At 73.0% G+C, this 22,615-nt stretch carries 15 protein-coding genes and 1 tRNA gene; 7 read left to right on the top strand and 9 right to left on the bottom strand.

What is annotated here, in order from left to right; genetic code table 11:
• Positions 1-80: 80 nt before the first annotated feature.
• From pknB to ACFWIS_RS37545, 6 genes are all read right to left on the bottom strand, one after another.
• Entirely contained in the window at positions 81-2,180 is a 2,100-nt protein-coding gene (gene pknB / locus ACFWIS_RS37570) for a Stk1 family PASTA domain-containing Ser/Thr kinase (RefSeq protein ID WP_380462267.1), read from the bottom strand.
• 253 nt (positions 2,181-2,433) lie between these two features.
• Complete coding sequence (locus tag ACFWIS_RS37565) at positions 2,434-3,891, bottom strand: peptidoglycan D,D-transpeptidase FtsI family protein (protein ID WP_380462266.1); 1,458 nt, start codon at positions 3,889-3,891, stop codon at positions 2,434-2,436.
• Positions 3,888-5,291 carry an FtsW/RodA/SpoVE family cell cycle protein gene (locus ACFWIS_RS37560; RefSeq protein WP_380462268.1) on the bottom strand — a complete coding sequence of 468 codons (1,404 nt, stop codon included), beginning with the start codon at positions 5,289-5,291 and terminating at the stop codon, positions 3,888-3,890. Before ACFWIS_RS37560 ends, ACFWIS_RS37565 begins: the two co-directional genes overlap by 4 nt.
• 136 nt (positions 5,292-5,427) lie before the next feature.
• Positions 5,428-7,065 carry a PP2C family protein-serine/threonine phosphatase gene (locus ACFWIS_RS37555; protein WP_380462265.1) on the bottom strand — a complete coding sequence of 546 codons (1,638 nt, stop codon included), beginning with the start codon at positions 7,063-7,065 and terminating at the stop codon, positions 5,428-5,430.
• A gap of 53 nt (positions 7,066-7,118) precedes the next feature.
• On the bottom strand, positions 7,119-7,673 hold the full coding sequence (locus ACFWIS_RS37550) for an FHA domain-containing protein (RefSeq protein ID WP_380462264.1): 555 nt from the start codon (positions 7,671-7,673) through the stop codon (positions 7,119-7,121).
• Positions 7,674-7,719: 46 nt separating this feature from the next.
• Complete coding sequence (locus tag ACFWIS_RS37545; RefSeq protein ID WP_380462263.1) at positions 7,720-8,571, bottom strand: FhaA domain-containing protein; 852 nt, start codon at positions 8,569-8,571, stop codon at positions 7,720-7,722.
• Positions 8,572-9,005: 434 nt separating this feature from the next.
• On the opposite strand from ACFWIS_RS37545, the gene ACFWIS_RS37540 reads away from it, so the two are divergent.
• Positions 9,006-9,089: transfer RNA gene (locus ACFWIS_RS37540), tRNA-Leu, on the top strand.
• 88 nt (positions 9,090-9,177) lie between these two features.
• Here the strand turns inward: ACFWIS_RS37540 and ACFWIS_RS37535 are convergent.
• Together ACFWIS_RS37535 and ACFWIS_RS37530 are read right to left on the bottom strand one after the other, a co-directional pair.
• Positions 9,178-10,326, bottom strand: coding sequence for a sensor histidine kinase (locus ACFWIS_RS37535; protein ID WP_380462262.1), 1,149 nt, complete (start codon positions 10,324-10,326; stop codon positions 9,178-9,180).
• Complete coding sequence (locus ACFWIS_RS37530; protein WP_229928260.1) at positions 10,323-10,973, bottom strand: response regulator transcription factor; 651 nt, start codon at positions 10,971-10,973, stop codon at positions 10,323-10,325. Before ACFWIS_RS37530 ends, ACFWIS_RS37535 begins: the two co-directional genes overlap by 4 nt.
• Positions 10,974-11,313: 340 nt before the next feature.
• Here ACFWIS_RS37530 and ACFWIS_RS37525 point away from each other — a divergent pair, with 340 nt between their 5' ends.
• Together ACFWIS_RS37525 and ACFWIS_RS37520 are read left to right on the top strand one after the other, a co-directional pair.
• Positions 11,314-13,143 carry a phosphatidylglycerol lysyltransferase domain-containing protein gene (locus ACFWIS_RS37525; protein ID WP_380462261.1) on the top strand — a complete coding sequence of 610 codons (1,830 nt, stop codon included), beginning with the start codon at positions 11,314-11,316 and terminating at the stop codon, positions 13,141-13,143.
• A 301-nt stretch (positions 13,144-13,444) separates the two neighbouring features.
• Positions 13,445-14,137 (top strand): hypothetical protein, encoded by a 693-nt coding sequence (locus ACFWIS_RS37520; RefSeq protein WP_380462260.1) that lies wholly within the window; start codon positions 13,445-13,447, stop codon positions 14,135-14,137.
• Between the two features lie 19 nt (positions 14,138-14,156).
• Here ACFWIS_RS37520 and ACFWIS_RS37515 read toward each other — a convergent pair whose 3' ends face one another.
• Positions 14,157-16,904 carry a SpoIIE family protein phosphatase gene (locus ACFWIS_RS37515; protein ID WP_380462259.1) on the bottom strand — a complete coding sequence of 916 codons (2,748 nt, stop codon included), beginning with the start codon at positions 16,902-16,904 and terminating at the stop codon, positions 14,157-14,159.
• A 249-nt stretch (positions 16,905-17,153) separates the two neighbouring features.
• Here ACFWIS_RS37515 and ACFWIS_RS37510 point away from each other — a divergent pair, with 249 nt between their 5' ends.
• The 4 genes from ACFWIS_RS37510 (at position 17,154) to ACFWIS_RS37495 (ending at position 22,547) form a co-directional block, all read left to right on the top strand.
• Positions 17,154-18,353, top strand: coding sequence for a rhodanese-like domain-containing protein (locus tag ACFWIS_RS37510; RefSeq protein ID WP_380462258.1), 1,200 nt, complete (start codon positions 17,154-17,156; stop codon positions 18,351-18,353).
• 90 nt (positions 18,354-18,443) lie between these two features.
• Entirely contained in the window at positions 18,444-19,103 is a 660-nt protein-coding gene (locus ACFWIS_RS37505) for a DUF5819 family protein (RefSeq protein ID WP_380462257.1), read from the top strand.
• Between the two features lie 164 nt (positions 19,104-19,267).
• Entirely contained in the window at positions 19,268-20,407 is a 1,140-nt protein-coding gene (locus ACFWIS_RS37500) for an HTTM domain-containing protein (RefSeq protein WP_380462256.1), read from the top strand.
• A gap of 34 nt (positions 20,408-20,441) precedes the next feature.
• Complete coding sequence (locus ACFWIS_RS37495) at positions 20,442-22,547, top strand: FUSC family protein (protein WP_380462255.1); 2,106 nt, start codon at positions 20,442-20,444, stop codon at positions 22,545-22,547.
• Positions 22,548-22,615 lie beyond the last annotated feature (68 nt).

The raw sequence follows: 22,615 nt of genomic DNA, 5'->3' as shown, positions 1-22,615 counted from the left end.
GGCCCGTCGCGATCACCGCGACGGGCCCTCGGGCCTTCCACCGTCCCTGCTCCCCGGCTCAGAACCAGGGGAAGAAGGGCTTAGTTGTTGCCCCCTTTGCCGGGGGGCGTGGTGTTGGAGTCGCCCCCTTTGGCCGGATCGGCCGGCCGGGTCATCAGCTGCACCTGGGTGTTCGGCTCGAGCTGGGTGCCGGCGCCGGGGATGCTCTGGACGACGATCGCGTTCGGGTCCTGCGGGCCGGCGACCACGGTGTACAGCAGGCCGACCTTGGACAGCGCGGCGATGGCGTCCGACAGCTTCTGGTTCTGCATCGGCGGGACCTGGGGCTTGTCCTGCGCCTTGAAGATCGTCAGCGAGATCTTCGTGTTGGCCGGGACCTTGGTGTTCGGCGCGACCGACTGCAAGGCGACGGTGTTGACCTTGGTCGGGTCGTTGGTCGGCGCGGTCTTCGAGGTGTCGACCTGGAAGCCGGCGGCCTGCAGGGTGTTCGTCGCGTCGTCCTTCTGCGCGCCGGTCACGTTCGGGACGCTCACCTTGGTCTTGCCCTGGGAGATCGTCAGCTTGACCGGGGCGCTGGGGTCGGCGGTGGTGCCGGCCGCCGGGTCCTGGGCGAGGACGGTGTCCTGCGGGGCGGTGTCGTCGTCCTTGTAGTCGGGCGTGGAGACGTTGGTGAAGCCGGCCGCCGTCAGGGCCTGCATCGCCTGGTCCTTGGTCTTGCCGGTCAGGGTCGGCATCTGGGTCTTGGCCGGACCGGACGAGACCTGGACGGTGATGTGGGCGTCCTCGGAGACCGAGGTGCCCGCCGTCGGGGTCTGGGTGCAGACCTGGTCCTTCTTGATGTTGGTGTCCGGGCAGGCGATCTTGTCGCCCTCGGTGACCACGAGCTTGGAGCCGGCCGCGGCCGCGGCGGTCTTGGCGTCCGCCAGGCTCCTGCCGACCAGGTTCGGCGCCGTGACCTTCGCGGCGTCCTTGGTGCCCTTGTCGCTGAACATCGCCTGGGCCACGAAGAAGGTGCCGACCAGGACCAGCACGGCGGCCACCGCCAGCACGATCCAAGAGGTGTTGCTCTTCTTCTGCCGGTCGTCGGCGCGTCGGCCGCCGCCCTGGCCGTAGCCGTCGTCGTAACCGTCGTGGCCGCCGGCGCCACCGGCGGAGGTCTGGCCGTAGCCGTCGTTCTGGTAGCCGGAGGCCTGCGGCAGCATGGTGGTCGGGCCGCCGGGCTGCTGCGGCAGCACGTTGGTCTGGCCGTACGGGTCGTGCTGCTGCGGGTAGCCGTTCTGGTCGTAGCCGTACCCGGCGCCCATGCCGTAGGCGGCGGCCTGCTGGGCGGCGGCGACCGGGAGGCCGTCGAGGAAGCGCTCGATGTCGTCGCGCATCTCGTCGGCGCTCTGGTACCGGTAGTCGCGGTCCTTGGCGAGCGCCTTGAGCACGATCGCGTCGATCTCGGGCCGCACCTCGGGGTCGAAGACCGACGGCGGCTGCGGCTCCTCCCGGACGTGCTGGTAGGCGACCGCGACGGGGGAGTCGCCGACGAACGGCGGGCGGACGGTCAGCAGCTCGTAGAGCAGGCAGCCGGTGGAGTAGAGGTCGGAGCGGGCGTCGACCTGCTCGCCCTTGGCCTGCTCGGGGGAGAGGTACTGGGCGGTGCCGATCACGGCCGAGGTCTGGGTCATGGTCATCCCGGCGTCGCCCATCGCCCGGGCGATGCCGAAGTCCATGACCTTGACGTTGCCCTGCCGGGTCAGCATCACGTTGGCCGGCTTGATGTCGCGGTGCACGATGCCGGCCCGGTGCGAGTACTCCAGGGCCTGGAGGATGCCGATGGTCATCTCCAGCGCCCGCTCGGGCAGCAGCCGGCGGCCGGAGTGCAGCAGCTCGCGCAGGGTCGAACCCTCGACGTACTCCATCACGATGTACGGGATGGAGATCCCGTCGATGTAGTCCTCGCCGGTGTCGTACACGGCGACGATCGCGGGGTGGTTCAGGGACGCCGCCGACTGTGCCTCACGACGGAAGCGGGCCTGGAACGACGGATCCCGGGCCATGTCGGCCCGGAGCGTCTTCACTGCGACGGAACGGCCGAGCCGGGTGTCATGGCCGAGGTACACCTCGGCCATGCCGCCGCGTCCGAGGACGCCGCCGAGCTCGTACCTGCCGCCGAGGCGACGAGGCTCATCCATAGTTCCGACCCTCTCCCTCACCCGCCGGTGAGGTTGTGACGTAGGTGTCCCCGCACGCTCTGGGTGACGCCGCGCGGGCCGTGACCGGTTCTCCGGCCGGGCCGTGCGCCGTCTCGCGGGCGGCAACGGGCACACCCGCTGCTGGCGGATACGCTACCGGTCGCACCGCACCGGACCGGAGTCAGCCGTCGGCCGATATCAGACCGGTATCCGAACCGGGGTGCCGATCGTGACATTCACCTCACCCACGCCCCTACTTGCCGAGCGCGGCCTGCATCACCGCCTTGGCGATCGGGGCCGCCAGGCGGCCGCCGCTGATGCCGTCGCGGTTCTGGGAACCGTCCTCGACCACCACCGCGACCGCGACCGACTGGCCGTCCGGGGTCTTGGCCCAGGAGGTGAACCAGGCGAACGGCAGACCGGCGTTGTCCTCGCCGTGCTGGGCGGTGCCGGTCTTGCCGCCGACCTGGAGGCCGGGGATCTTGGCGTTGGTACCGGTGCCGTTCTCGACCACCGAGACCATCAGGTCCTGCATCTTCTGCGCGGTGGCCGGGCTCATCGGCTGGGAGAACTGCTTCTCGGTGTGCTTGGAGATGGTGGTCAGCGAGGCCGAGCGCTCCTGGTCGACCAGGTACGGCTGCATCAGGCTGCCGTTGTTGGCGATCGCCGCGGAGACCATGGCCATCTGGAGCGGGGTGGCGCGGGTGTCGTGCTGCCCGATCGAGTCCTGGGCGGTGCCGTCCAGGCCGGGGCTGTCCGGGAAGATGCTCTTCTCGGAGCGGACGGGCGTGTCGATCGTGCTGTTGAAGCCGAACTTCTCGGCCTGCGCGCGCATCTTGTCCTTGCCGAGGTCCGCGCCCATCTTGGCGAAGACCGTGTTGCAGGACTGGTCCATCCCGGCCTTGATGGTGGCGTTCCCGCAGCGCTCGTTGGGGCTCTCGTTCCTCAGCTCGAACTTGGTGCCGGGCAGGATGTACGGGTCCGGGGTGTCCGTGACGTCGTCGATGCTCTGGTACTTGCCGTTCTCGAACGCGGCGGTGGCGGTGACCAGCTTGAAGGTCGAGCCGGGCGGATAGGTCTCCTTCAGCGCCCGGTTGAGCATCGGCTTGTTCGGGTCCGCGTTGAGGTCAGTCCAGGCCTTGGAGTCGGACGAGTCGCCGCCGGCGAAGCTGCCCGGGTCGTAGGACGGGGTGGAGACCAGCGCCAGGATCGCGCCGGTCTTCGGGTCGAGCGCGACCACCGCGCCCTTCTTGGAGCCGAGGCCGTCGAAGGCGGCCTTCTGCGCCTTGGCGTTGATGGTGGTGAGGACGTCGCCGCCGCGCTTCTGCTCGCCGGTCAGCATGTCCAGGGTGTTGCGGAAGAACAGCCGGTCGTCGGTGCCCGAGAGGATGCCGTCCTCCAGGTTCTCCAACTGGGTGGAGCCGTACGCCTGGGAGGAGTAGCCGGTCACCGGGGCGTACATCGGGCCGTCGACCCAGGAGCGCTTGTACTTGTAGCGCAGGCCGTTCACGAAGTCCGAGTTCGTCACCGGCTGGCCGCTGACGATGATGTTGCCGCGCGGGTGGGCGTAGCGGTCGTACAGCTGGCGCTTGTTGTTCTTGTTGGAGGCCCAGGAGTCGGCCTGGACGCCCTGCACCCAGTTGGTGCGAGCCATCAGGGCCAGGATCAGCACGAGGCAGAAGATCGAGACCCGTCGGATCGGCTTGTTCATCGGGCGGGTCCTCCCTGGCCCTCGGTGGCCGGGGCCGGTTCGACCCCGGGTCGGCGCGCGCTGTCGCTGATCTTCAGCAGGATCGCGACCAGCGCCCAGTTGGCGACCACGGACGAACCGCCCTGCGCGAGGAACGGCATGGTCATCCCGGTCAGCGGGATCAGCCCGGTGACCCCGCCGGCCACGACGAAGACCTGCAGCGCCATCGCCGACGAGAGCCCGACGGCGAACAGCTTGCCGAAGGGGTCACGGGCGGCCAGCGCGGTGCGCAGGCCGCGCTGCACCAGCAGGGCGTACAGCAGGAAGATCGCCATCAGGCCGGTGAGCCCGAGCTCCTCGCCGAAGGAGCCCAGGATGAAGTCGCTCTTGGCGGCGAAGTTGATCAGCCAGGAACGGCCCTGGCCGAGGCCGGAGCCGGTCACCCCGCCGGAGCCCAGCGCCATCAGCGACTGGCCGATCTGCTCGGTCGCACCCTTGGGCGGGTTCGGCGAGAAGGCGGCCATCGGGTCCAGCCAGGCGTCGATCCGGACCTTGACGTGGCTGGTGGTGGTGGCGACCGCGACCGCGCCGCCGACCGACATCAGCAGGCCGAACAGGATCCAGCTGGTCCGCTCGGTGGCGACGTAGAGCATCACCACGAACAGGCCGAAGAACAGGAAGGACGTGCCGAGGTCGTTCTCGAAGACCAGGATCAGCAGGCTCAGCAGCCAGATCACGATGATCGGGCCGAGGTCGCGGCCGCGCGGCAGGTAGAGGCCCATGAAGCGGCGGCTGGCCAGTGCCAGGGCGTCCCGCTTGACCATCAGGTAGCCGGCGAAGAACACGGTCAGGATGATCTTGGCGAACTCGCCGGGCTGGATCGAGAAGCCGCCCAGCCGGATCCAGATCTTCGCGCCGAAGTCCTCCGCCCGGGCCGGGAAGAAGGCCGGCGCGGCGAGCAGCACCAGCGCCACCACCATCGAGATGTAGGTGTAGCGCTGGAGCACCCGGTGGTCCTTCAGGAAGACCATCACCCCGATGAACAGGGTGACCCCGAGAGCGGACCAGACCAGCTGGTTGCGGGCCGCCGGGAAGTTGCCGCTGAGCAGGTGGCCCGCCTTGTCCAGCCGCCAGATCATCACCACGCCCAGCCCGTTCAGCAGGGTGGCGATCGGCAGCATCAGCGGGTCCGCGTACGGCGCGAAGCGGCGCACCAGCAGGTGCGCGACCAGCGCCAGCGCGCCCATGCCCAGGCCGTAGCCGAGCATCCCGGCCGGGATCCGGCCGTCCATCGCCAGGCCCACGTTGGCGTACGCCAGGATCGGCAGCAGGACCGCGAAGACCAGTAGGGCCAGCTCGGTGTTGCGCCGGTTCGGTGCGCCCTGGAGCGAGATGGTGGTGTTGCCGCGCCGCCGCGGCATGACGCGCTCGGCCGACGCCCGGCGGCGACCGCCGGCGCGGCCGGTGTCGCCGCTCAGGTTGTAGCTGCTCACGTGGTGACCGCTCCCTGACGGCCGGCCGGCCCGCTCCGGGCGGGCCTATGTCGGATCACGGACGTCACGGTTTCGGGCAGGACTCGGCCCGGCTGCGCTCGTCCTCACTCAGCGGCGGCTGGGCCTGCTCGGTCGGGGCGGCCGTCGGCGGGGTGGCGTTCTGGGGCGGGGCGGAGGTGGCCGGGGCGGTCGGGGTCGGCGAGGTGGTCGGCGCCGCCGAGGCCGGGTTGCGGGGCTTCTCCCGCTCGCCCGGGGTGGTCGGGGTGGCGGCCACGAACGAGGCCTTGGCGGCCTGGGTGCCCTGCGGGGCGGCGCCGTTCCCGGTGGGGACGGTGGCGGCCTTCTGGCACAGCTTGGCCCAGTCCACCAGGCCGGTCATGGTCTTCTCGGCGTCCTGCAGGCTGCCGACCGAGATGGTCCGGTTCACCTGGGCGCGCTGGTCCTGGGGCAGCCACTTCAGCGGGGCGTCGCTGTGCGACTCGTGCACCGAGGACAGGCTCAGCCCGGCCAGGTTCTGGTTGACGCCCTGGTAGATGGCGACGTGGTCGCCGTCCTCGCCGATGTAGTACTGGTCCTGGGTCCACTGGTAGCCGAAGTACCCGGCGCCGCCGAGCAGGCCGAGGGTGACCAGGACGGCCAGCGAGACGGTCAGGCCCCGGCGCTTGCGCTTCGGGGGCTGCTCCCCGTCGAACTCCTCGGCGCCGTACACCGAGGGCTCGGCGGGGTAGCCGTAGCCGCCCTCGCCCTCGCCCTCGTAGCCCTCGGCGGGGCCGAAGCCGCCCTGGGCGGCGCCGTAGCCGCCCTCGTAGCCCTCCGCCGGGCCGAAGGTGCCCTGCGGGCCGCGGCCCAGCCCGGCGGCGCGGCCGGCCGGGGTGTCCGCGATCGAGTGGTCGGCGGCGGCCGAGGACGGCGGGGTCTCGGCGACCGCGCCGACCACCACCGGGACGTCGTTGAACTGGCCGCTGGCGGTGTCCGTGGCGCCGACGTCGATGACGTCCGCCACGATGCAGGTGATGTTGTCCGGACCGCCGCCGCGCAGGGCGAGCTGGATCAGCTCCTGCACGGTCTGCTCGGGCGAGTAGTAGCTGCCCAGGGTGTCCTGGAGGGTCTGGTGGCTGACCGGGCCGGAGAGGCCGTCGGAGCAGATCAGGTAGCGGTCGCCGGCGCGGACCTCGCGGATCGACAGGTCGGGCTCGACCTGGCCGCGGCCGTCCAGGGCCCGCATCAGCAGCGAGCGCTGGGGGTGGGTCTCGGCCTCCTCGGGCGTGATCCGGCCCTCGTCGACCAGGCGCTGCACCCAGGTGTGGTCCTGGGTGATCTGCACCAGCGAGCCGTCGCGCAGCAGGTAGGCGCGGGAGTCGCCGACGTGCACCAGGCCCATCCGCTGGCCGGTCCAGAGCATGGCCGTCAGGGTGCAGCCCATGCCCTCCAGCTGCGGGTCCTCCTCGACCATCTGCCGGAGCCGGTCGTTGGCGCCCTGGACGGCGTCGCCCAGCAGGGTCAGCAGGTCGGCGCCCGGCACGTCCTCGTCCAGCCGGACGATCGAGCCGAGCACCTCGGAGGACGCGACCTCGCCGGCCGCGGCGCCGCCCATGCCGTCGGCCACGGCCAGCAGCCGCGGCCCGGCGTAGCCGGAGTCCTCGTTCCCCTCCCGGATCAGTCCCTTGTGGGAGCCGGCGGCGAAGCGCAGCACCAGGGTCATGCGACCTGTGCCCCCCTCTGGGTCATGGACGGGATGCTGTCCCTCATGCGCTACTACTTCCGCAGTTCGATGACGGTCCTGCCGATACGGATCGGCGTGCCCGGCTGGAGCGGAGTGGGCGCGGTCAGGCGCTGCCGGTCCAGATAGGTGCCGTTGGTGGAGCCTAGATCCTCGACCGTCCACTGCCCAGTCTGATCCGGATAGATCCTGGCATGCCGGGAGGACGCGTAGTCGTCGTCCAGCACGATGGTCGAGTCGTGCGCGCGGCCCAGCGTGATGGTCTGGCCCTGCAGCGCGACCGTGGTCCCGGCCAGCGAGCCCTGGACGACCACGAGCTGGGTCGGGCCGCCGCGGCGGCGACCGCCGCCCTGGGTCTGGCCCGCTCCGGCGTTGCCGGGGGCGGGTGCCGCGGGACGTCCGGGTGCCGTGGCGGTCGCCGCCGCGGCACCGCCGGACGCGGCGCCGGAGTTGGCACCGCGACGGGAGCTGCGGGGGTTCACCTTGGTACCGAACAGGTCGCTGCGGATCACCTGGATCGCGACGATGACGAACAGCCACAACACGGCCAGGAAGCCCAGCCGCATGACCGTGAGGGTCAGCTCTGACATGACCGTCCCGCCAGTCGGTGAGCGAGGCGCGCGAACAACTCGGACACTACCCTTCGACCTGCCGGTAGACGATGGTGGTGGAGCCCACGACGATTCGGGAGCCGTCGCGGAGCGTAGCGCGCTGGGTGTGCTGTCCGTCCACCACGATGCCGTTGGTGGAACCCAGGTCGAGGACCATCGCAGGGGTGCCGGGGCGGATCTCGGCGTGCTTGCGGGAGACCCCGGGGTCGTCGATCCGCACGTCCGCCTCGGTGGAGCGCCCGAGCACGCAGGCCGCGCCGGTGATCTGGTGGCGGGAGCCGTTCACCTCGATCCAGCGGCGGACCGAGGCGCCGTGGCCGGCGCCCGGGAGGTTCCGGACGTTGCCGCCGGCCGGTGGGCCCGGGGGCATCGCGGGGGGTGCGGGTGGCGGCGGGGGCGCGCCGTACTGCCCGGCGCCGCCCTGCTGCCACGGTGCGCCGGGGGCCGGTGCGGCCGGCTGGCGGTCGTAGCCGGGCTGCTGCGGGGCGTACTGCTGGGGCTCCTCGGCCGCCAGGGTGCGGCTGCGCACCCGGTACAGGCCGGTGTCCAGGTCGTCGGCCTTCTCCAGGTTCACCTGGAGCGGGCCCATGAAGGTGTACCGCTGGGCCTCGGCGTACTCGCGGACCATGCCGGCCAGCTCGGTGCCGAGCTGCCCCGAGTAGGGGCTGAGCCGCTCGTGGTCGTGCGGGCTGAGCTCCACGATGAAGTCGTTCGGCACGACGGTGCGGTCGCGGTTCCAGATGCTCGCGTTGTTGTCGCACTCGCGCTGCAGAGCGCCGGCGATCTCCACGGGCTGGACCTCGGACTTGAACACCTTGGCGAAGGTGCCGTTGACGAGACCCTCCAGCCGCTGCTCGAACTTCTTCATCATCCCCATGGGGCACCCCCTTCCAGGGTTCGTTCGCCTGCCTGCCGACCTGCCTCCTCCGAGGAGTGGTCCTCCGGGGAGTCGGTCGTGCCTACTTGCGGTACTTCCGTACTGATCGTATCCACGCCGGGCCCTTCCGTACGGTTCCCGGACCGCGTGGTGCCGGGGGGTGGGCTCGGACACACAGGGTGACGCATTTCGGGTACGGCACGCCAGGTGTGCCCGTCGGAGCCGTCCGCCGCGCTTCGCTCGTGCGTTCGTCGCCCGCCTGTTCGGAGGTGGTCGGTCCCCCCGGGAAACGGATTCGGAGCCGCCCCCCAGGTCGTGCTACTGTTTTCCACGTCGGAAGGGCCGCCCGGAAGGGAGCCGGACCGGGGAAGCGCGAAGGGCCACATGGTACCGGGCGGATCCGCGGAACGGACGGCAGCGAAGACAACACCCATGCGCGGGTGGCGGAATAGGCAGACGCGCTGGATTCAGGTTCCAGTGCCCGAAAGGGCGTGGGGGTTCAACTCCCCCCTCGCGCACAGCGAAGCCCCCCAGATCTTCGGATCTGGGGGGCTTTCTCGTTGCCCCGGCCCGCTCCGGACCCCGCTCCGGCCGTGCCGGGCCGGGTCAGGAACGGGAGGCGGGGAGTTCGGCGCGGACCTCGAAGCCGCCGTCCTGGGTGGGGCCGGCGGTCAGGGTGCCGCCCAGCAGCTGGGCGCGCTCGCGCAGGCCGACCAGGCCGTGGCCGCCGCCCGGCAGGGTCTCGGCGGGGTGGACCGGGGGCGCCTCGTTGCGGACCTCGACCCGCAGCCGGCGGCCCTTCGCCCGGACCTTCACGTGCACCGTCGCCGCCGGGGCGTACTTGGTGATGTTGGTGAGCGCCTCCTGGACGGTGCGGTAGGCGGCCCGTTCGACCGCCTCCGGCCACGGACGGTCACCGGGGTCGAGTTCGGTGTCGGCCGACAGTCCGCTCTCCTCGATCAGCCGGGGCAGGTCGGCCAGCCGGGGCTGCGGGGCGAGCGGGGCGTCCGGGAGCGGGCGGCCGGTGCCGCGCAGCACCCCGACCATCTGCCGCAGCTCCTCCAGGGTCCGGACGGACAGTTCGCGGATGGTGCGGGCGACCGTCGCGGCGGCCGGGTCGGCGGTGCTCACCTGGAGCGCCCCGGCCTGGATGCTGATCAGGCTGACCTGGTGCGAGACCACGTCGTGCATCTCCCGGGCCAGCCGACCGCGCTCGCTGATCAGCACCCGTTCGGCGAGCAGCCGGCTCTCCCGCTCCTGGCCGCGGGTCAGCTCGTCCAGGCGGGCGGCCAGCTCCCGCCGGGTGCGGGAGAGCAGGCCGGTGGCGGCCGGGCCGGCGGACAGCATCACGGCCTGGATGGCGTCCAGGGCGGTGTTCCGGCTGAGATCGATGATCGGGGTCGGCAAAGGCCAGTGGAAGAAGGAGACGAGGGTGAACAGGGTCGCGCAGGGGACCAGCACCCGGGGGCCGGGGCGCTCGGTGGCCACCGTGTAGACGGCGGTGATCGGGGCCAGCCAGATCTGCTCGACCCAGGAGCCGGGCATGGTGAGCAGCAGCACCGTCACCGGGAAGCGGCGGCGCCAGAACAGCGCGACGGCGGCCAGCGTGGAGAGCGTCATCTGCCACCAGGTGGCGTCCCGGGCCACCAGCGCGGCGTCCAGCAGGGAGTAGAGGACGGGCAGCAGCAGCATCAGCCAGGGGGCGGTGCACCAGGCCGGCAGCCGTCGGGACGGCAACTGGTCGGCGGTCGTCATGCCCCGTCGCCGGGCTTGGGCCGCACCAGGCCGGCCCGGTGGGCGAGCACGGCGGCCTGCACCCGGTTGGCGGCGCCGAGCTTGCCGAGGATCGCGCTGATGTGGTCCTTGACCGTGCCGGTGCCCAGGAAGAGCCGGTCGGCGATCTCGGCGTTGGACAGGCCCTCGCCGAGCAGCGCGAGCACGTCCAGCTCCCGGCCGGTCAGGGTGCGGGCCAGCGCGGTGGCCTCGGCGTCCGGACCGCCGCCGTCCACGTAGCCGCCGATGACGGTGCGGGTGACGGTCGGGGACAGGATGTTGCCGCCCGCCGCGAGCACCCGGACGGCGTGCACCAGCTGCTCGGGGGCGGTGTCCTTGAGCAGGAAACCGGTCGCCCCGGCCCGCAGCGCGGTGCCGATGTACTCGTCGGTGTCGAAGGTGGTGAGCATCGCCACGGCCGGCGGGTCCGGCAGGGCGCGCAGGCGGCGCAGCACCGAGATGCCGTCGAGGTCGGGCATCCGGATGTCGAGCAGCACCACGTGCGGGCGCAGGCGCTGGACGTGCTCCTCGGCCTGCCCGCCGGAGCAGTCGCCGACCACCTCCAGGTCTGGGGCGGAACCGACGATCAGGCCTAGGCCCGAGCGGACCAGGATCTCGTCGTCGACGATCAGCACGCGGGTGGTGGTGATGGGTGCCTCCTCGGTTCGGGCGGCCGGGTTCGGTCGGTCCGCGGGGGTCGCTTTGAGAGTAGGGGTAGGGAGGGCGGGCCGCCGAACCCATGACGGGTACGAACCCCCGCCGTTCGGCGGGGGTGGGAATCCGCTACCCGGTTCACGCAATTCTCAGGAATGGTGCGGAACCATGGAGTTGGCTGCCCTTTTCCGGCCTGCCGCTCGCTGCGGGCGGCCGGTGGGCGGGGGTGGCCGGTCAGTCCGTCGGACCGTGCGGGCGTCCGGCGCCGGGCCGTGTGCGGATGCGCCCCACCATCTGATCGTTTGGAATTGAGCTGTGTCGTCCACTGTGAAGTCGGAGCCGTCCGCCACCTCCGCCGGGTCACCGTCCGCCGGACCGCTCGCCCGCTGGCGCCCGAGGGCCGCCACCGCCTCCGTCTGGTACCTCCGGCTGCTGGCGCTGCTGAACGTGACCACCGTGCTGCTGGTGCCCTGGCGCAACCAGGTCTCCGAGCACAACGAGGGCGAGTACTTCACCCCGTACCTGATGACCTCCGGCCTGGCGGCCGCGGTGCTGTCGATCTTCCTCGCGGTGGCGATGCGGCGGCGCAAGCGGGCCGCGTGGATCTTCAACGCGGCGCTCGGCAGTGTCTTCGCCCTGCTGTACCTGGCCGCCATGGTGCTGCCCGGCGAGCGCTTCAACAAGCACCCGCTCAACTACTTCTCCACCGTCCTGACCTGCCTGTTCGTGCTGTCGCTGCTGATCGGCCGCAAGGAGTTCACCTCCAAGGGCGACCGCTCCAACCCGAAGACCGCGGCGGCCACGTTCGTCGGCGGGCTGTTCTTCGGCGGAGCGGTGGGTGCACTGCTGGTCTGGCTGACCAACGAGCTGGACGGCGCCGGCTGGTGGGACCTCTTCCGCTACTCGGTCGGCCGGATGATCACCATCACCCCGACGGAGCACCTGCGCTCCGTGATCGCCGCCCCGACCTGGGTGAACGCGGCGATCAACGCGATGGGCGCGGTGCTGTTCCTGCTGGTGCTGTACGTGGCCTTCCGCAGCCCCCGCGGCAAGGAGCTGCTCAACCCCGAGGACGAGGCGAAGCTGCGCGGCCTGCTGGACAAGCAGGGCGAGCGTGACTCGCTGGGGTACTTCGCGCTGCGCCGGGACAAGGCGGTGATCTTCTCGCCCAGTGGCAAGGCGGCGGTGACCTACCGGGTGATCGGCGGGGTGTCACTGGCCTCGGGCGATCCGATCGGGGACCCGGAGGCCTGGCCGGGCGCGATCGAGGCCTGGCTGTCCGAGGCCCGCGAGCACGCCTGGGCGCCGGCGGTGATGGGCGCCTCCGAGGAGGCCGGGGTGATCTACGCCCGGCACGGGCTGGACGCGCTGGAGCTGGGCGACGAGGCGATCGTCGAGCTGGACGAGTTCTCGCTGGACGGCCGCGCGATGCGGGTGGTCCGGCAGGCCTACAACCGGGTCAAGCGGGCCGGGTACACGGTGCGGATCCGCCGCCACGAGTCCATCTCCGAGGAGGAGATGGCCGCGCTGGTGGCCAAGGCCGACGAGTGGCGCGACGGGGCGACCGAGCGCGGCTTCTCGATGGCGCTGGGCCGGCTCGGCGACCCGGGCGACGGCCGCTGCGTGATGCTGGAGTGCAGCGACGGCGACGGCGAGCTCCGGGCGCTGCTGAGCTTCGTGCCGTGGGGCCCGGACGGGCTGTCGCTGGACCTGATGCGCCGGGCCCGGGACACCGAGAACGGCCTGATGGAGTTCATGGTGATCGAGCTGCTGCAGCGCGCCGAGGAGGTCGGGCTGAAGCGGGTCTCGCTGAACTTCGCGATGTTCCGCTCGGTCTTCGAGCGCGGTTCGCGTCTGGGCGCCGGTCCGGTGCTGCGGCTGTGGCGCTCGGTCCTGGGGTTCTTCTCCCGCTGGTGGCAGATCGAGTCGCTGTACCGCGCGAACGCCAAGTACCGGCCGATCTGGGAGCCGCGCTACCTGCTCTTCGAGAAGAGCAGCGAGATCCCCCGGATCGGCATCGCGAGCGCCCGCGCCGAGGGATTCATCGTCGCGCCGAGCCTGCCCGCACTGTTCCGTCGCCGGCACGCCAGGCCCGCCGTGGTGGCACCCCGGGCGCCGGTGGCGGCACGGGACGGGCAGGGGTAGCCCTCCGTCGGGGGGCGGAGGGGGGCCGGGGCTCCGGGGGCGTAGAGCGCCATCGGTCGTAAGGGGGGTCCGGAGGGGGGATTCGTCTCCCTCCTGAGGATGACGTAACTCCCCATCCATGCCGATGTGGATTTGTTAACAGGCTTCTAATGTTGGAGTAGCTGACAAGTTCGGGGATTCGGGAGAAACGGTTGTGATTCACAGGACCCACGCGGGGGGCGTGCGAAAGGGGCCGCTGGCGCTTGCCAGAAAGGCCGCTGTCGCCGAGTGGGGAACGTTGTACCTGACGGTCCGGGGTGCGGTGGCGCGCAAGAAGTTCGCCGCGTTCCCGCTGGCCACGGTGGCGACGTTTCTGATCCTGCTGTTCAGCATCGTCCAGCACCTGCCGGGCGGTGAACGCTTCGTGAGCCACATCGGGGTGGTGCGGGCCTCGCTGCCGCTGGAGGTCTCGCTGCTGCGGACCCCGCTGTCGTTGTACGTGCCGGCCCTGGACCTGCCGGTCTGGGGGGCGCTGGCCCAGGTGTTCGTGGTCTTCGCGATCGCCGAGGTCGTGCTCGGCCGGCGGATGACCCTGGTGGTCGCCTACGCGTGCACCCTGACGGGCACGCTGTTCGCCCGGGTCGGCGTGGCGATCGGGCCGGGCCACCTGTTCGGCTTCCCGAAGTGGGTCGCCTACGTGCGGGACACCGGGCCGTCGGCCGCGGTGGTGGCGCTGGCGATCTGCATCGCGTTCCGCACCCGGTCCTGGTTCACCGCCACCCTGGTCGTGGTGCTGATGGTCGGCGAGGCGGTCATGCTGCCGAACCTGGCCGGCCTGGAGCACGTGGTCGCGGTGATCACCGCGCTGCTGATCGCCGTCGCGGTCGAGGTCTTCGGGGACTTCTGGCCGCGGGTGCTGGCCGGGGTCGGCGCCGCCACCTCGGTGGCCACCACCACCTCCCGGGAGGTCGCGGCGGAGGCCCGGCGCCGCCCGGCGGGCGCGGTCATTCCCTGAGGGACGCTCCACCCGGCCGTCAGGCGTGCGGGAGGGGCAGCTCGAACCAGACGACCTTCCCCACCGCCTTGCGGGCGGTGCCCCAGTGTTCGGCGAGCTTGGTGACCAGGGTGAGGCCGCGGCCGGTCTCGCCGAGCTGCTCGGCCGGCTCCAGCGACGGCAGGTTGTGGTTGTCGTCGCTGACCTCGACCAGCAGCTTGTCCACCCGGATCAGCTGGAGCTGCACCCGGTCCCGGGCGACCCGGACGGCGTTCGTGACCAGCTCGCTGACCAGCAGCTCGGTGGTGTCGCTGAGCGCTTCCAGGTGCCAGGATGCCAGCTGCTCGCGGACCAGCGAACGGGCCCGGCGGACCTCGCGCTGGTCCACGGTGAGGTCCCAGGTCGCCACCTCGGACGGGGCGACCCCGTCGAAGCGGGCCACCAGCAGGGCGACGTCGTCCTTGCGGTCGTCCGAGTGCAGCCGCCGCAGCACCTCGTCGCAGGCCTGCTCGGGGCTCTGCTGCGGGTCGATCAGGTTGCCGCACAGCGCCGCCAGGCCCGCCCCTATGTCCCCGCCCCGGACCTCGACCAGACCGTCGGTGCACAGCACCAGCATCGAGCCGTCCGAGACGTCGATGGTCTTGGCGACGAACGGCACCCCGCCGACGCCGATCGGCGCGCCGGCCGGGATCTCCAGCAGTTCGCCGGTGCCGTCCGGGTGCACCAGGACCGGCGGGACATGGCCGGCGCTGGCCAGCTCGCAGGTCCGGTTGATCGGGTCGTAGACCGCGTACAGGCAGGTGGCGAGGTGGTCGTCGCCGAGCTTCTGGGCCAGGTTGTCCAGGTGCCGCAGCAGCTGTCCGGGCGGCAGGTCCAGGGCGGCCAGGGTCTGCATCGCGGTGCGGAAGCGGCCCATCGCGGCGGCCGAGTGGATGCCGTGGCCCATGACGTCGCCGACCACCAGGGCGACCCGGCTGCCGGGCAGCTGGATCGCGTCGAACCAGTCGCCGCCGACCTCGGCCTTCGGGTCACCGGGCAGGTAGCGGTGGGCGATCTGCACGCCGGGGATCTGCGGCGGGCGGGTCGGGATCATCGAGCGCTGCAGGGTGGTGGCGACCCGCGCCTCGGCGCGGTGCAGCCGGGCGTTGTCCAGCGACAGGGCGGCCCGTACCGCCAGCTCCTTGAGGGTGGCGGCGTCGCTCTCGTCGAAGGGGGCGCGGTCCGGCAGCCGGAGCAGTTTGAGGATGCCCAGTACGGTGCCCCGGGCGGACAGCGGGACCACCAGCATCGAGCGGCCGGAGACGACCGGGGCCAGCCGGGCGCCGCCGAGCGCGATCGCGTAGTCCACCGCGACGTCGGCGCTGACCACCGGCACCAGCACCGGCTGGTTGAGCTGCAGGGCCAGCCCGGGCGGGGTCCGGCGCGGCATGCTGACCAGCGAGCCCTCGGAGAGCACGTGGTCCCAGGCGCCGCCGGTCTGGTTGAAGACCAGCGCGACCCGGCGCAGCAGCGTGTCGTCGTCGGGGCGGGAGACCGGCAGCTCGGAGTCCGAGATCAGGCCGTCCACGAGGTCCACGCAGGCGAAGTCGGCGACCCGGGGGACCAGCACCTGGCACAGCTCGTGGGCGGTGAAGCCGAGGTCCAGGGTGGTGCCGACCTTGCCACCGACCTCGTTCAGCAGGGCCAGCTGCTCACCGGCCTGGCCGTTGGTGAGGAACGGGCCCAGTCGGCCGCTCGGCAGGCCCTCGGCCGGTGGGGCCTGGCCGGCGGGGCGGGGCGGGAGGCCGTGGGCGGACGGCTCGACGGCGTCCTGCTGCTCGATGGTGGCTCCTCCTCCGGTGGGCGACTGGACGGGCGGGCGGCCGGTTCTGGTGGCGCCGTGCTCGGCCGGTGCGCGGGGCGCGGGCTCGCGCTGGGCGGCTTCCCGCTGGGCCGCTTCCCGCTGGGCGGGCAGTGGGCCCGGGGGACGGCGGCCGGGCGTGGACTGGTCGGCCTGGGGTGGTGGCCCGAGCCGGGCGGCACGCTGCTGCGGGGTCGGGTAGCGGCGGCCCAGGCCGGCGGCCGCGTGGGCGGTGCCGTGCTGCGGATCGGCGGGCAGCACCGGCAGCGCGGTGGTCGCGTCCAGCCGTAGGGCGGGCAGCCCGCCCACGGCCACCGCCTCCCGCAGCGGGCCCCGGTGGGCGGCGGGCAGCAGCCGGGCCAGCGGCTCGGGAAGCTCGGCGGCGGGTGCGGTGAGCGCGGCCGTCAGCCCGTGGAAGCCACCCCGGGCGCCGGGCGCGGCGGCGAACGGCAGCAGGCGCTCGCCGAGCGCCAGCCGGGGCCCGGTGGCGCGCAGCGGGCGGGCGTCGGCGGCGAGGGCGAGCAGCCCGCCGACCGGGCCGGGTAGCGGGTAGGCCCACCAGAGCACGTCGCGCTGGTGCTCCTCGCGGTCGGTCACGGTCAGCCGGCCGGCCCAGGGGCGGCCGGCGGCGGTCAGCCCGGCCAGGGTGTCGAGGGCGTCGCAGCGCCGGCGCACCGCGCAGCGGCCGAGCACCCGGGACTCCAGGGCGGGCAGCAGGCCCGTGGCCGGGCGGTCGGTGACGGCCTCGGCGCGGTGCCCGAACAGTTCCTCGGCGGCCCGGCTCCACTGGGTGATCCGGCCGGTCCGGTCGACCAGGACGAGGGCGAGCCGGACCAGGGCGGCGACGCCGGTCGGATGGTCGCCCGGCGCGATTTCGGCGCCCGCCGGAAGCGGTGTGGAGTTGGACTCGGCCACCATGGATTCGGTCTGCTCCCGCCTGGCCGCCACGCCTGGAGGCGGCCGATTCTCCGGAGGAGGGCACGCTGTGCGGATACCAGCGAAGCACGGACCGGGCCGGGCCCGACACCGAAACGGGGAGATTCGTCAGGATCGGTTGCGTGTCGTGTACCGCGCGCCGGTTCATACGCCTGCTTCACCCGGACGGGGGCGCGGAACGCGGCGGTAGGGTGGCAGGCCGGGCCGCCCGCGCGGCGGCCCCGCAGGACGCAGCCGGCCGGACGAGACAGAGGCGAGATCGTGACCGCGCAGAGCCCCGTTCGCTGGACGGACCCGGAGCAGCAGGAGCTGGAGGAGCGGGTCGCCGCCGCCGAACTGGCCTGGCTCAGCATGGACGTGGACGTCCAGACGCTGCGGGTCGAGATCGACAACTTCGCGCTGATCCACCACCAGCTGCTCGGCCCGCTCTACGCCCGGCTGGACGAGCTCGACGCGCTGGTCGCCGAGGCCGTCGCGGCCCGGACCGGCGACCCGGAGGACCGGAGGCGGGCCGCCGAGGCGCGGCAGCAGGTCGACGAGCTGCCCGACCTGGACGCGCTGTTCGACTCGGTGCGGTCGGTGCGGGAGGAGTCCGGTCGGGACGCGGACGAGGTCGCCCCGCCGCCGCCCGCCGCGCCGGCCCGGGTGCGGCCCGGGAAGGAGGCCCAGCGGATCTACCGCGAGCTGGTCCGCCGCGCCCACCCGGACCTGACCACCGACCGGGACGAGCAGCAGCGTCGGGCGGACTTCCTGATCCGGGTCAACGAGGCCTACGCGTACGGGGACACCGCCGCGCTGGCCGACCTGGCCGCCGAGTGGTCCACCGCGCCGGAGGCCGCACCCGCCCTCGACTCCCCCGACCGGCTGGGCTGGCTGCGCCGCCGGCTGGAGTGGCTGACCGCCAAGATCACCGAGACCGCCACCGAGCAGGTCCGGCTGGAGCAGACCCCGATGGGCCAGCTGCTCGCCCTCGCCCCGCAGGACCCGGACCGGCTGCTGGAGCAGCTCGCCGAGGAACTGCTCGCCAAGGCCGCCGCGCAGCAGGCCGAGCTGGAGCGGCTGCTCGGGGCCCACCCGACCGTGCCGGTGGGCGAGAATGGCACCGACCCGAACCGAGCCCAGGAGAGCCACACGATGTTCGCGCAGATCCCCACCACCGACGCCGCCTCCGTACCCGCCGACGCCACCCTGCTGGACGTGCGCGAGCAGGACGAATGGGACGCCGGCCACGTGGACGGCGCGCTGCACATCCCGATCGGCGAGGTGATCGCCCGGATCGACGAGCTGCCGGACGCGAAGCTGTACGTGCTCTGCCGGGTCGGCGGCCGCTCCGCGCAGGTCGTCCAGTACCTGGTGCAGCAGGGCCGGGACGCGGTGAACGTGGACGGCGGGATGTACGCCTGGGAGAGCGCGGGCCGTCCGATGGTCGGTAGCGGCGGGCAGGCCGCCTTCGTCCTGTAGGCCGCGACGCCCGCCCGGTGACGGGTAGGGCAGGATGGGCGCGCGACGCGCCGGTACCGGCCGGCGGCGCGCCGATCGGGCGGGGAGGCCATGACGGGGACCACCGACCGGGCCGCCCCCGGGAGGGTGTGGTCCGGGCCCGCGCAGCTCGTCCTCGGCCTGGCCGCCGCGGTGCTGGTGAGCGGCACCGGGCTGTTCCTCGCCGCGGTGTTCCTCCACGTCGCGCCGGACAACACGGTGTCCCGGCAGTACCGGGACGAGGTCGACGGGCTGGTGTACCCGGAGTTCGAGCAGAACTGGAAGCTGTTCGCGCCCAACCCGCTGCAGCAGAACGTCAGCCTGGACGCCCGGGTGCGCACCGTCGCCGACGGCGGCGCCACCCGGACCCGCGACTGGACCGGGCTCACCGCCCGGGACCTCGCCGCGATACGGGACAACCCGGCGCCCAGCCACGTCGACCAGAACCTGCTGCGCCGCGCCTGGGACTTCTACGACGGCTCGCACGACCCTCAGGACGAGAAGCTCACCAACCCGCGCGGCAAGCTCGCCGAGCAGTACCTCAAGCGGATCGCGCTGCAGCGGATCGGCCGGGAGGCGGACGGCGAGCGCGTGCTGGAGATCCAGTTCCGGGTGACCTCGGCCACCGTCCCGCCGCCGAACTGGAGCGGTGAGGCCGCGCCGCCCGCGCCCAGGGTGCGGGAGCTGCCGTGGTGGCCGGTCGGGGACGAGGACTACCGGGGGTTGGGGTGAACGGGGCTTCGGAGCTGTCGGGGTCGGCGGAGCGGTCGGAGCGGTCGGAGCCGTCGGAGCGGTCGGAGACGGCGGAGCCGGGCGGGGCGGTCGGGCAGCGGCTGCCGGTGCGAGTGCCGCGGCAGGACGGTGTCAGGACGGACGTTCCCGGGCCGGTGGGTCCGGTGGGTCCGGTGGCGGCCTTCGGGCGGGCGGTGGAGGCGTTCACCGGGCGGGCGCTCGGACGGCACCAGGCCGCGGTGGTGCGGATCGGCTTCGGGCTGGTCTGGCTCGCCTACCTGCTGCGCGAGTGGCCCAACCGGCGGGTGCTGTACGGCGACCACTCGCCCTGGTCGATGGACCTCGCCCGGCGGTTGCTGGCCGACGACGGGGCGTTCACCGTGCTGCCCTGGTTCGGCGGGCGGCTCTGGTTCGAGCTGGTCTACCACCTGGCCGTGCTGGCCGCCCTGGCGGTGCTGCTGGGCTGGCGGACCAGGGCGAGCAGCGTGCTGTTCCTGGTCACCGTGCTCTCGCTGCAGAACCGCGACGTCTTCCTCGGCGACGGCGGGGACAACATCGTCCACCTGATGGCCGTCTACCTGGTTTTCACCCGGTGCGCCGAGGTCTGGTCGCTGGACGCGCGCCGGGCCCGGACCGGGTGGGGCGGGGTGGTGCTCTGGGCGCTGCTCGGCGCGGTCCTGGCGGTCTGTCAGGCCGGCGACTTCTCCGGGGGCAGCCTGACCTGGAGCAGTCCGGCCTTCCCGTACCTGGGCTGGGCGCCGCTGTTCTGGGGGCTCTGGGCGGTGGCCGGGCTGTGGTGGACGCTCGGCCGCCTGCGACCGGAGGGCGAGCCGCGGGCGGTGCTCGACGCGCTGGCGAACATGGTGCACAACTGCGCGATGCTGGTGATCGTCACCGAGGTGGTGCTGGTCTACGCCACGGCGGGCTGGTACAAGGTGCAGGGCTCGCGCTGGCAGGACGGCACGGCGCTGTACTACCCGCTGCACCTGGACTACTTCACCCCCTGGCCGGGGCTGTCCGGGCTGCTCGGCTCGGCGCTGCTGCCGGTCTTCCTGATCTCCTACGGCACGGTGATCCTGCAGGTCGCCTTCCCGTTCACGCTGCTCAACCGGCGGGTCAAGAACGTGCTGCTGGCGGTGCTGATGGTCGAACACCTGGGCATCGCGGTGGTGCTCGGGCTGCCGGTGTTCTCGCTGGCGATGGTCGCGGCGGACGCGGTGTTCCTGCCGACCGGCGCCCTGCTGTGGGCGGCGGCGCGGCTCGGGCGGCTCCGGCAGCGGCTGGTGGGGGCGCCCGGCGCCTAGGGTCTGTTCGCCGGGCAGACCCTAGGATGTCGGTATGTCCTGGTTCGCCGCCCTTCGTGACACCGCGCGGACCGGGCTCACCCTCGACCGGGCACTCACCGACCCCAAACGGGCCCTGCGCGGGGCCGTCGCCGTGGCGCTGGTGCTCTTCCCCACGCTCGCCCTCGGCGGGGTCGCCCTCGCCACCTCGGCCGCGATGGGCGCGTTCATCGCCGGCTCGGCCACCTTCCAGCGGAGCTTCCGGCCCCGCGCCAGCCTGGCCGTCGCGGCCGGGGTCGGCCTCGGGGTTAGCACCTTCCTCGGCTACCTGGCCGCCGGGGTGTACGGGCTGTTCCCGGTGCTGCTCGCGGTGTGGGCCTTCGGCGCGGGGCTCGCCTGGGCGATCGGACCGACCGCCGGAGTGGTCACCGCCAACACCCTCTCGGTGATGCTGATCGTGGTCCAACTCCCGGTCAGCGCCACCGCCGCGCTCGGCCACGGGCTGGTCGCCGCGCTCGGAGGGGTCGCCCAGGCCGCCGTCATCACCGTCTGGCCGATCGGCAGTTGGACCGCCCAGCGGGACGCCCTCGCCGACACCTACGCCGAACTCGCCGACTACGCGCGCCGGTTGAGGCAGGACCCGACCGCGCACGTGGACCCGGAACCGTTCATGACCGCCCGGCACGCCTCCGCCGTGACCCCCTGGCAGGACCGCCACCGGCCGCCCGAACTGCGCGGCCTGCGCGGCATCGCCGAACGCATCCGGCCCACCCTCGCCGCGCTCGCCGACCCCAAGGTCGGCGCCCCCGAGGAGGGACCTGAACGCGACCGGGCCCGCGAGGTGCTGGCGGCCGCCGCCGAGGTGATGGACGCCCTCGCCCGGGCCGTCCGCAGCGGCGACCCCGTCCGGCTCCCCCGCTCGGCCCCCACCCTGACCCTGGTCCGGCCGGACGAGGGGACGCCGCTGCAGGGCGCGGCCCGGCGCTCCGCCCGACGCCTCGGCGGGCTGCTGCGCAAGGCCGCGGACACCCTGGACCGCAACGACGAGGACACCATCACCACGCCCGTGGTCGGCGCGGGCGGGGCCCTGCACAAGCCGTCGATCTCGCGGATGCTGCCGGTCGCGCTGCGGGCCGTCCGTCGGCAGCTGCGGCCGCGCTCGGCGATCTTCCAGCACGCCGTACGGCTGTCCGGAGTGGTCACCGTCGCCTACCTGCTGGCCCGGCTGGCCGGGTTCCACCACGGGTACTGGGCGCCGATGACCGCCGCGATGGTGATGCGGCCGGACTTCGCCCAGACCTACAGCCGGGGGGTCGCCCGGCTGGCCGGGACGGTCGTCGGGGTCGCGGTCTCGACGCTGGTGGTGCAGCTCGCCCACCCGGGGGAATGGGTGCTCGCCTCGCTGGCCGTCCTGTGCATCGGCGGGGCGTACCTGGCGTTCCGGACCGGGTACGCGCTGACGACGGTCGGGATCTCGACGTACGTGGTGTTCCTGCTCGGGCTGCAGGCCGGGAACCCGTTGCAGACGGCCTTCGAACGGGTCGGGCTCACCCTGCTCGGCGGGTCGCTGGCGCTGCTGACGTACGCGCTGTTCCCCACCTGGCAGACCGCCCGGCTCGGGGAGCGGCTCGCCGAGTGGCTGGCGGCGGCGGGGCGGTACGCGGCGGCGGTGGTCGCCTGCTACGAGCAACCGGGGGCGCCGCGGGGGCGTACGGTGCGGTCCGCGCTGCTGGACTCGCGGGAGGCGCGGTCGGAGCTGCTCCAGGCCATGCAGCGGGCGGACGCCGAACCGGGGCGGCACGAGTCGGGACTGACCGGGGTGACCAGGCGCCAGATCGACCGGGCGAGGGCGGCGGTCGGGCACCTGGGGCGGGCGGCGGTGCTGCTGGAGGCGCACCTGCCGGCCGCCGACGCCGAGCCGGTGCCGGGGGCGGCGGAGTACGCGGAGGAGCTGCGGCTGGCGACGGCGCTGGCGGCGGGGGCGCTGTTGACGGGGCGGCCGGTGGAGTTCGGGGCGGTGCGGGGGGCGCAGGCGCGGTTGGAGGAGGGGTTGGTGGGGGCGGGGGTGCAGGGGGATGTGGTGAGGGCGGGGACTCGGTTGGTGGGGGTGGCTCTGCGGGATCTGGAGAGGGCTTTGCGGGGGAGTTCGGAGGAGCGGTAGGGGGGCGCTGCGGGGGGCTGTTGTTGTGGGGGTGGGCTTTCGGGAGGGTGGGTGGTGCCGGGGGCGGT

The sequence above is a fragment of the Kitasatospora sp. NPDC127060 genome (assembly GCF_042724935.1).
Classification (GTDB): Bacteria; Actinomycetota; Actinomycetes; order Streptomycetales; family Streptomycetaceae; genus Kitasatospora.
Note: the sequence above shows the minus strand (reverse complement) of the source record. Positions and strands in the feature narration are given on the sequence as shown.

Coding starts and splice junctions, on each gene's coding strand:
- pknB (WP_380462267.1), bottom strand. CDS start 2,180: ATGGATGAGCCTCGTCGCCTCGGCGGCAGGTACGAGCTCGGCGGCGTC.
- ACFWIS_RS37565 (WP_380462266.1), bottom strand. CDS start 3,891: ATGAACAAGCCGATCCGACGGGTCTCGATCTTCTGCCTCGTGCTGATC.
- ACFWIS_RS37560 (WP_380462268.1), bottom strand. CDS start 5,291: ATGCCGCGGCGGCGCGGCAACACCACCATCTCGCTCCAGGGCGCACCG.
- ACFWIS_RS37555 (WP_380462265.1), bottom strand. CDS start 7,065: ATGACCCTGGTGCTGCGCTTCGCCGCCGGCTCCCACAAGGGACTGATC.
- ACFWIS_RS37550 (WP_380462264.1), bottom strand. CDS start 7,673: ATGTCAGAGCTGACCCTCACGGTCATGCGGCTGGGCTTCCTGGCCGTG.
- ACFWIS_RS37545 (WP_380462263.1), bottom strand. CDS start 8,571: ATGGGGATGATGAAGAAGTTCGAGCAGCGGCTGGAGGGTCTCGTCAAC.
- ACFWIS_RS37535 (WP_380462262.1), bottom strand. CDS start 10,326: ATGACGACCGCCGACCAGTTGCCGTCCCGACGGCTGCCGGCCTGGTGC.
- ACFWIS_RS37505 (WP_380462257.1), top strand. CDS start 18,444: ATGACGGGGACCACCGACCGGGCCGCCCCCGGGAGGGTGTGGTCCGGG.
- ACFWIS_RS37495 (WP_380462255.1), top strand. CDS start 20,442: ATGTCCTGGTTCGCCGCCCTTCGTGACACCGCGCGGACCGGGCTCACC.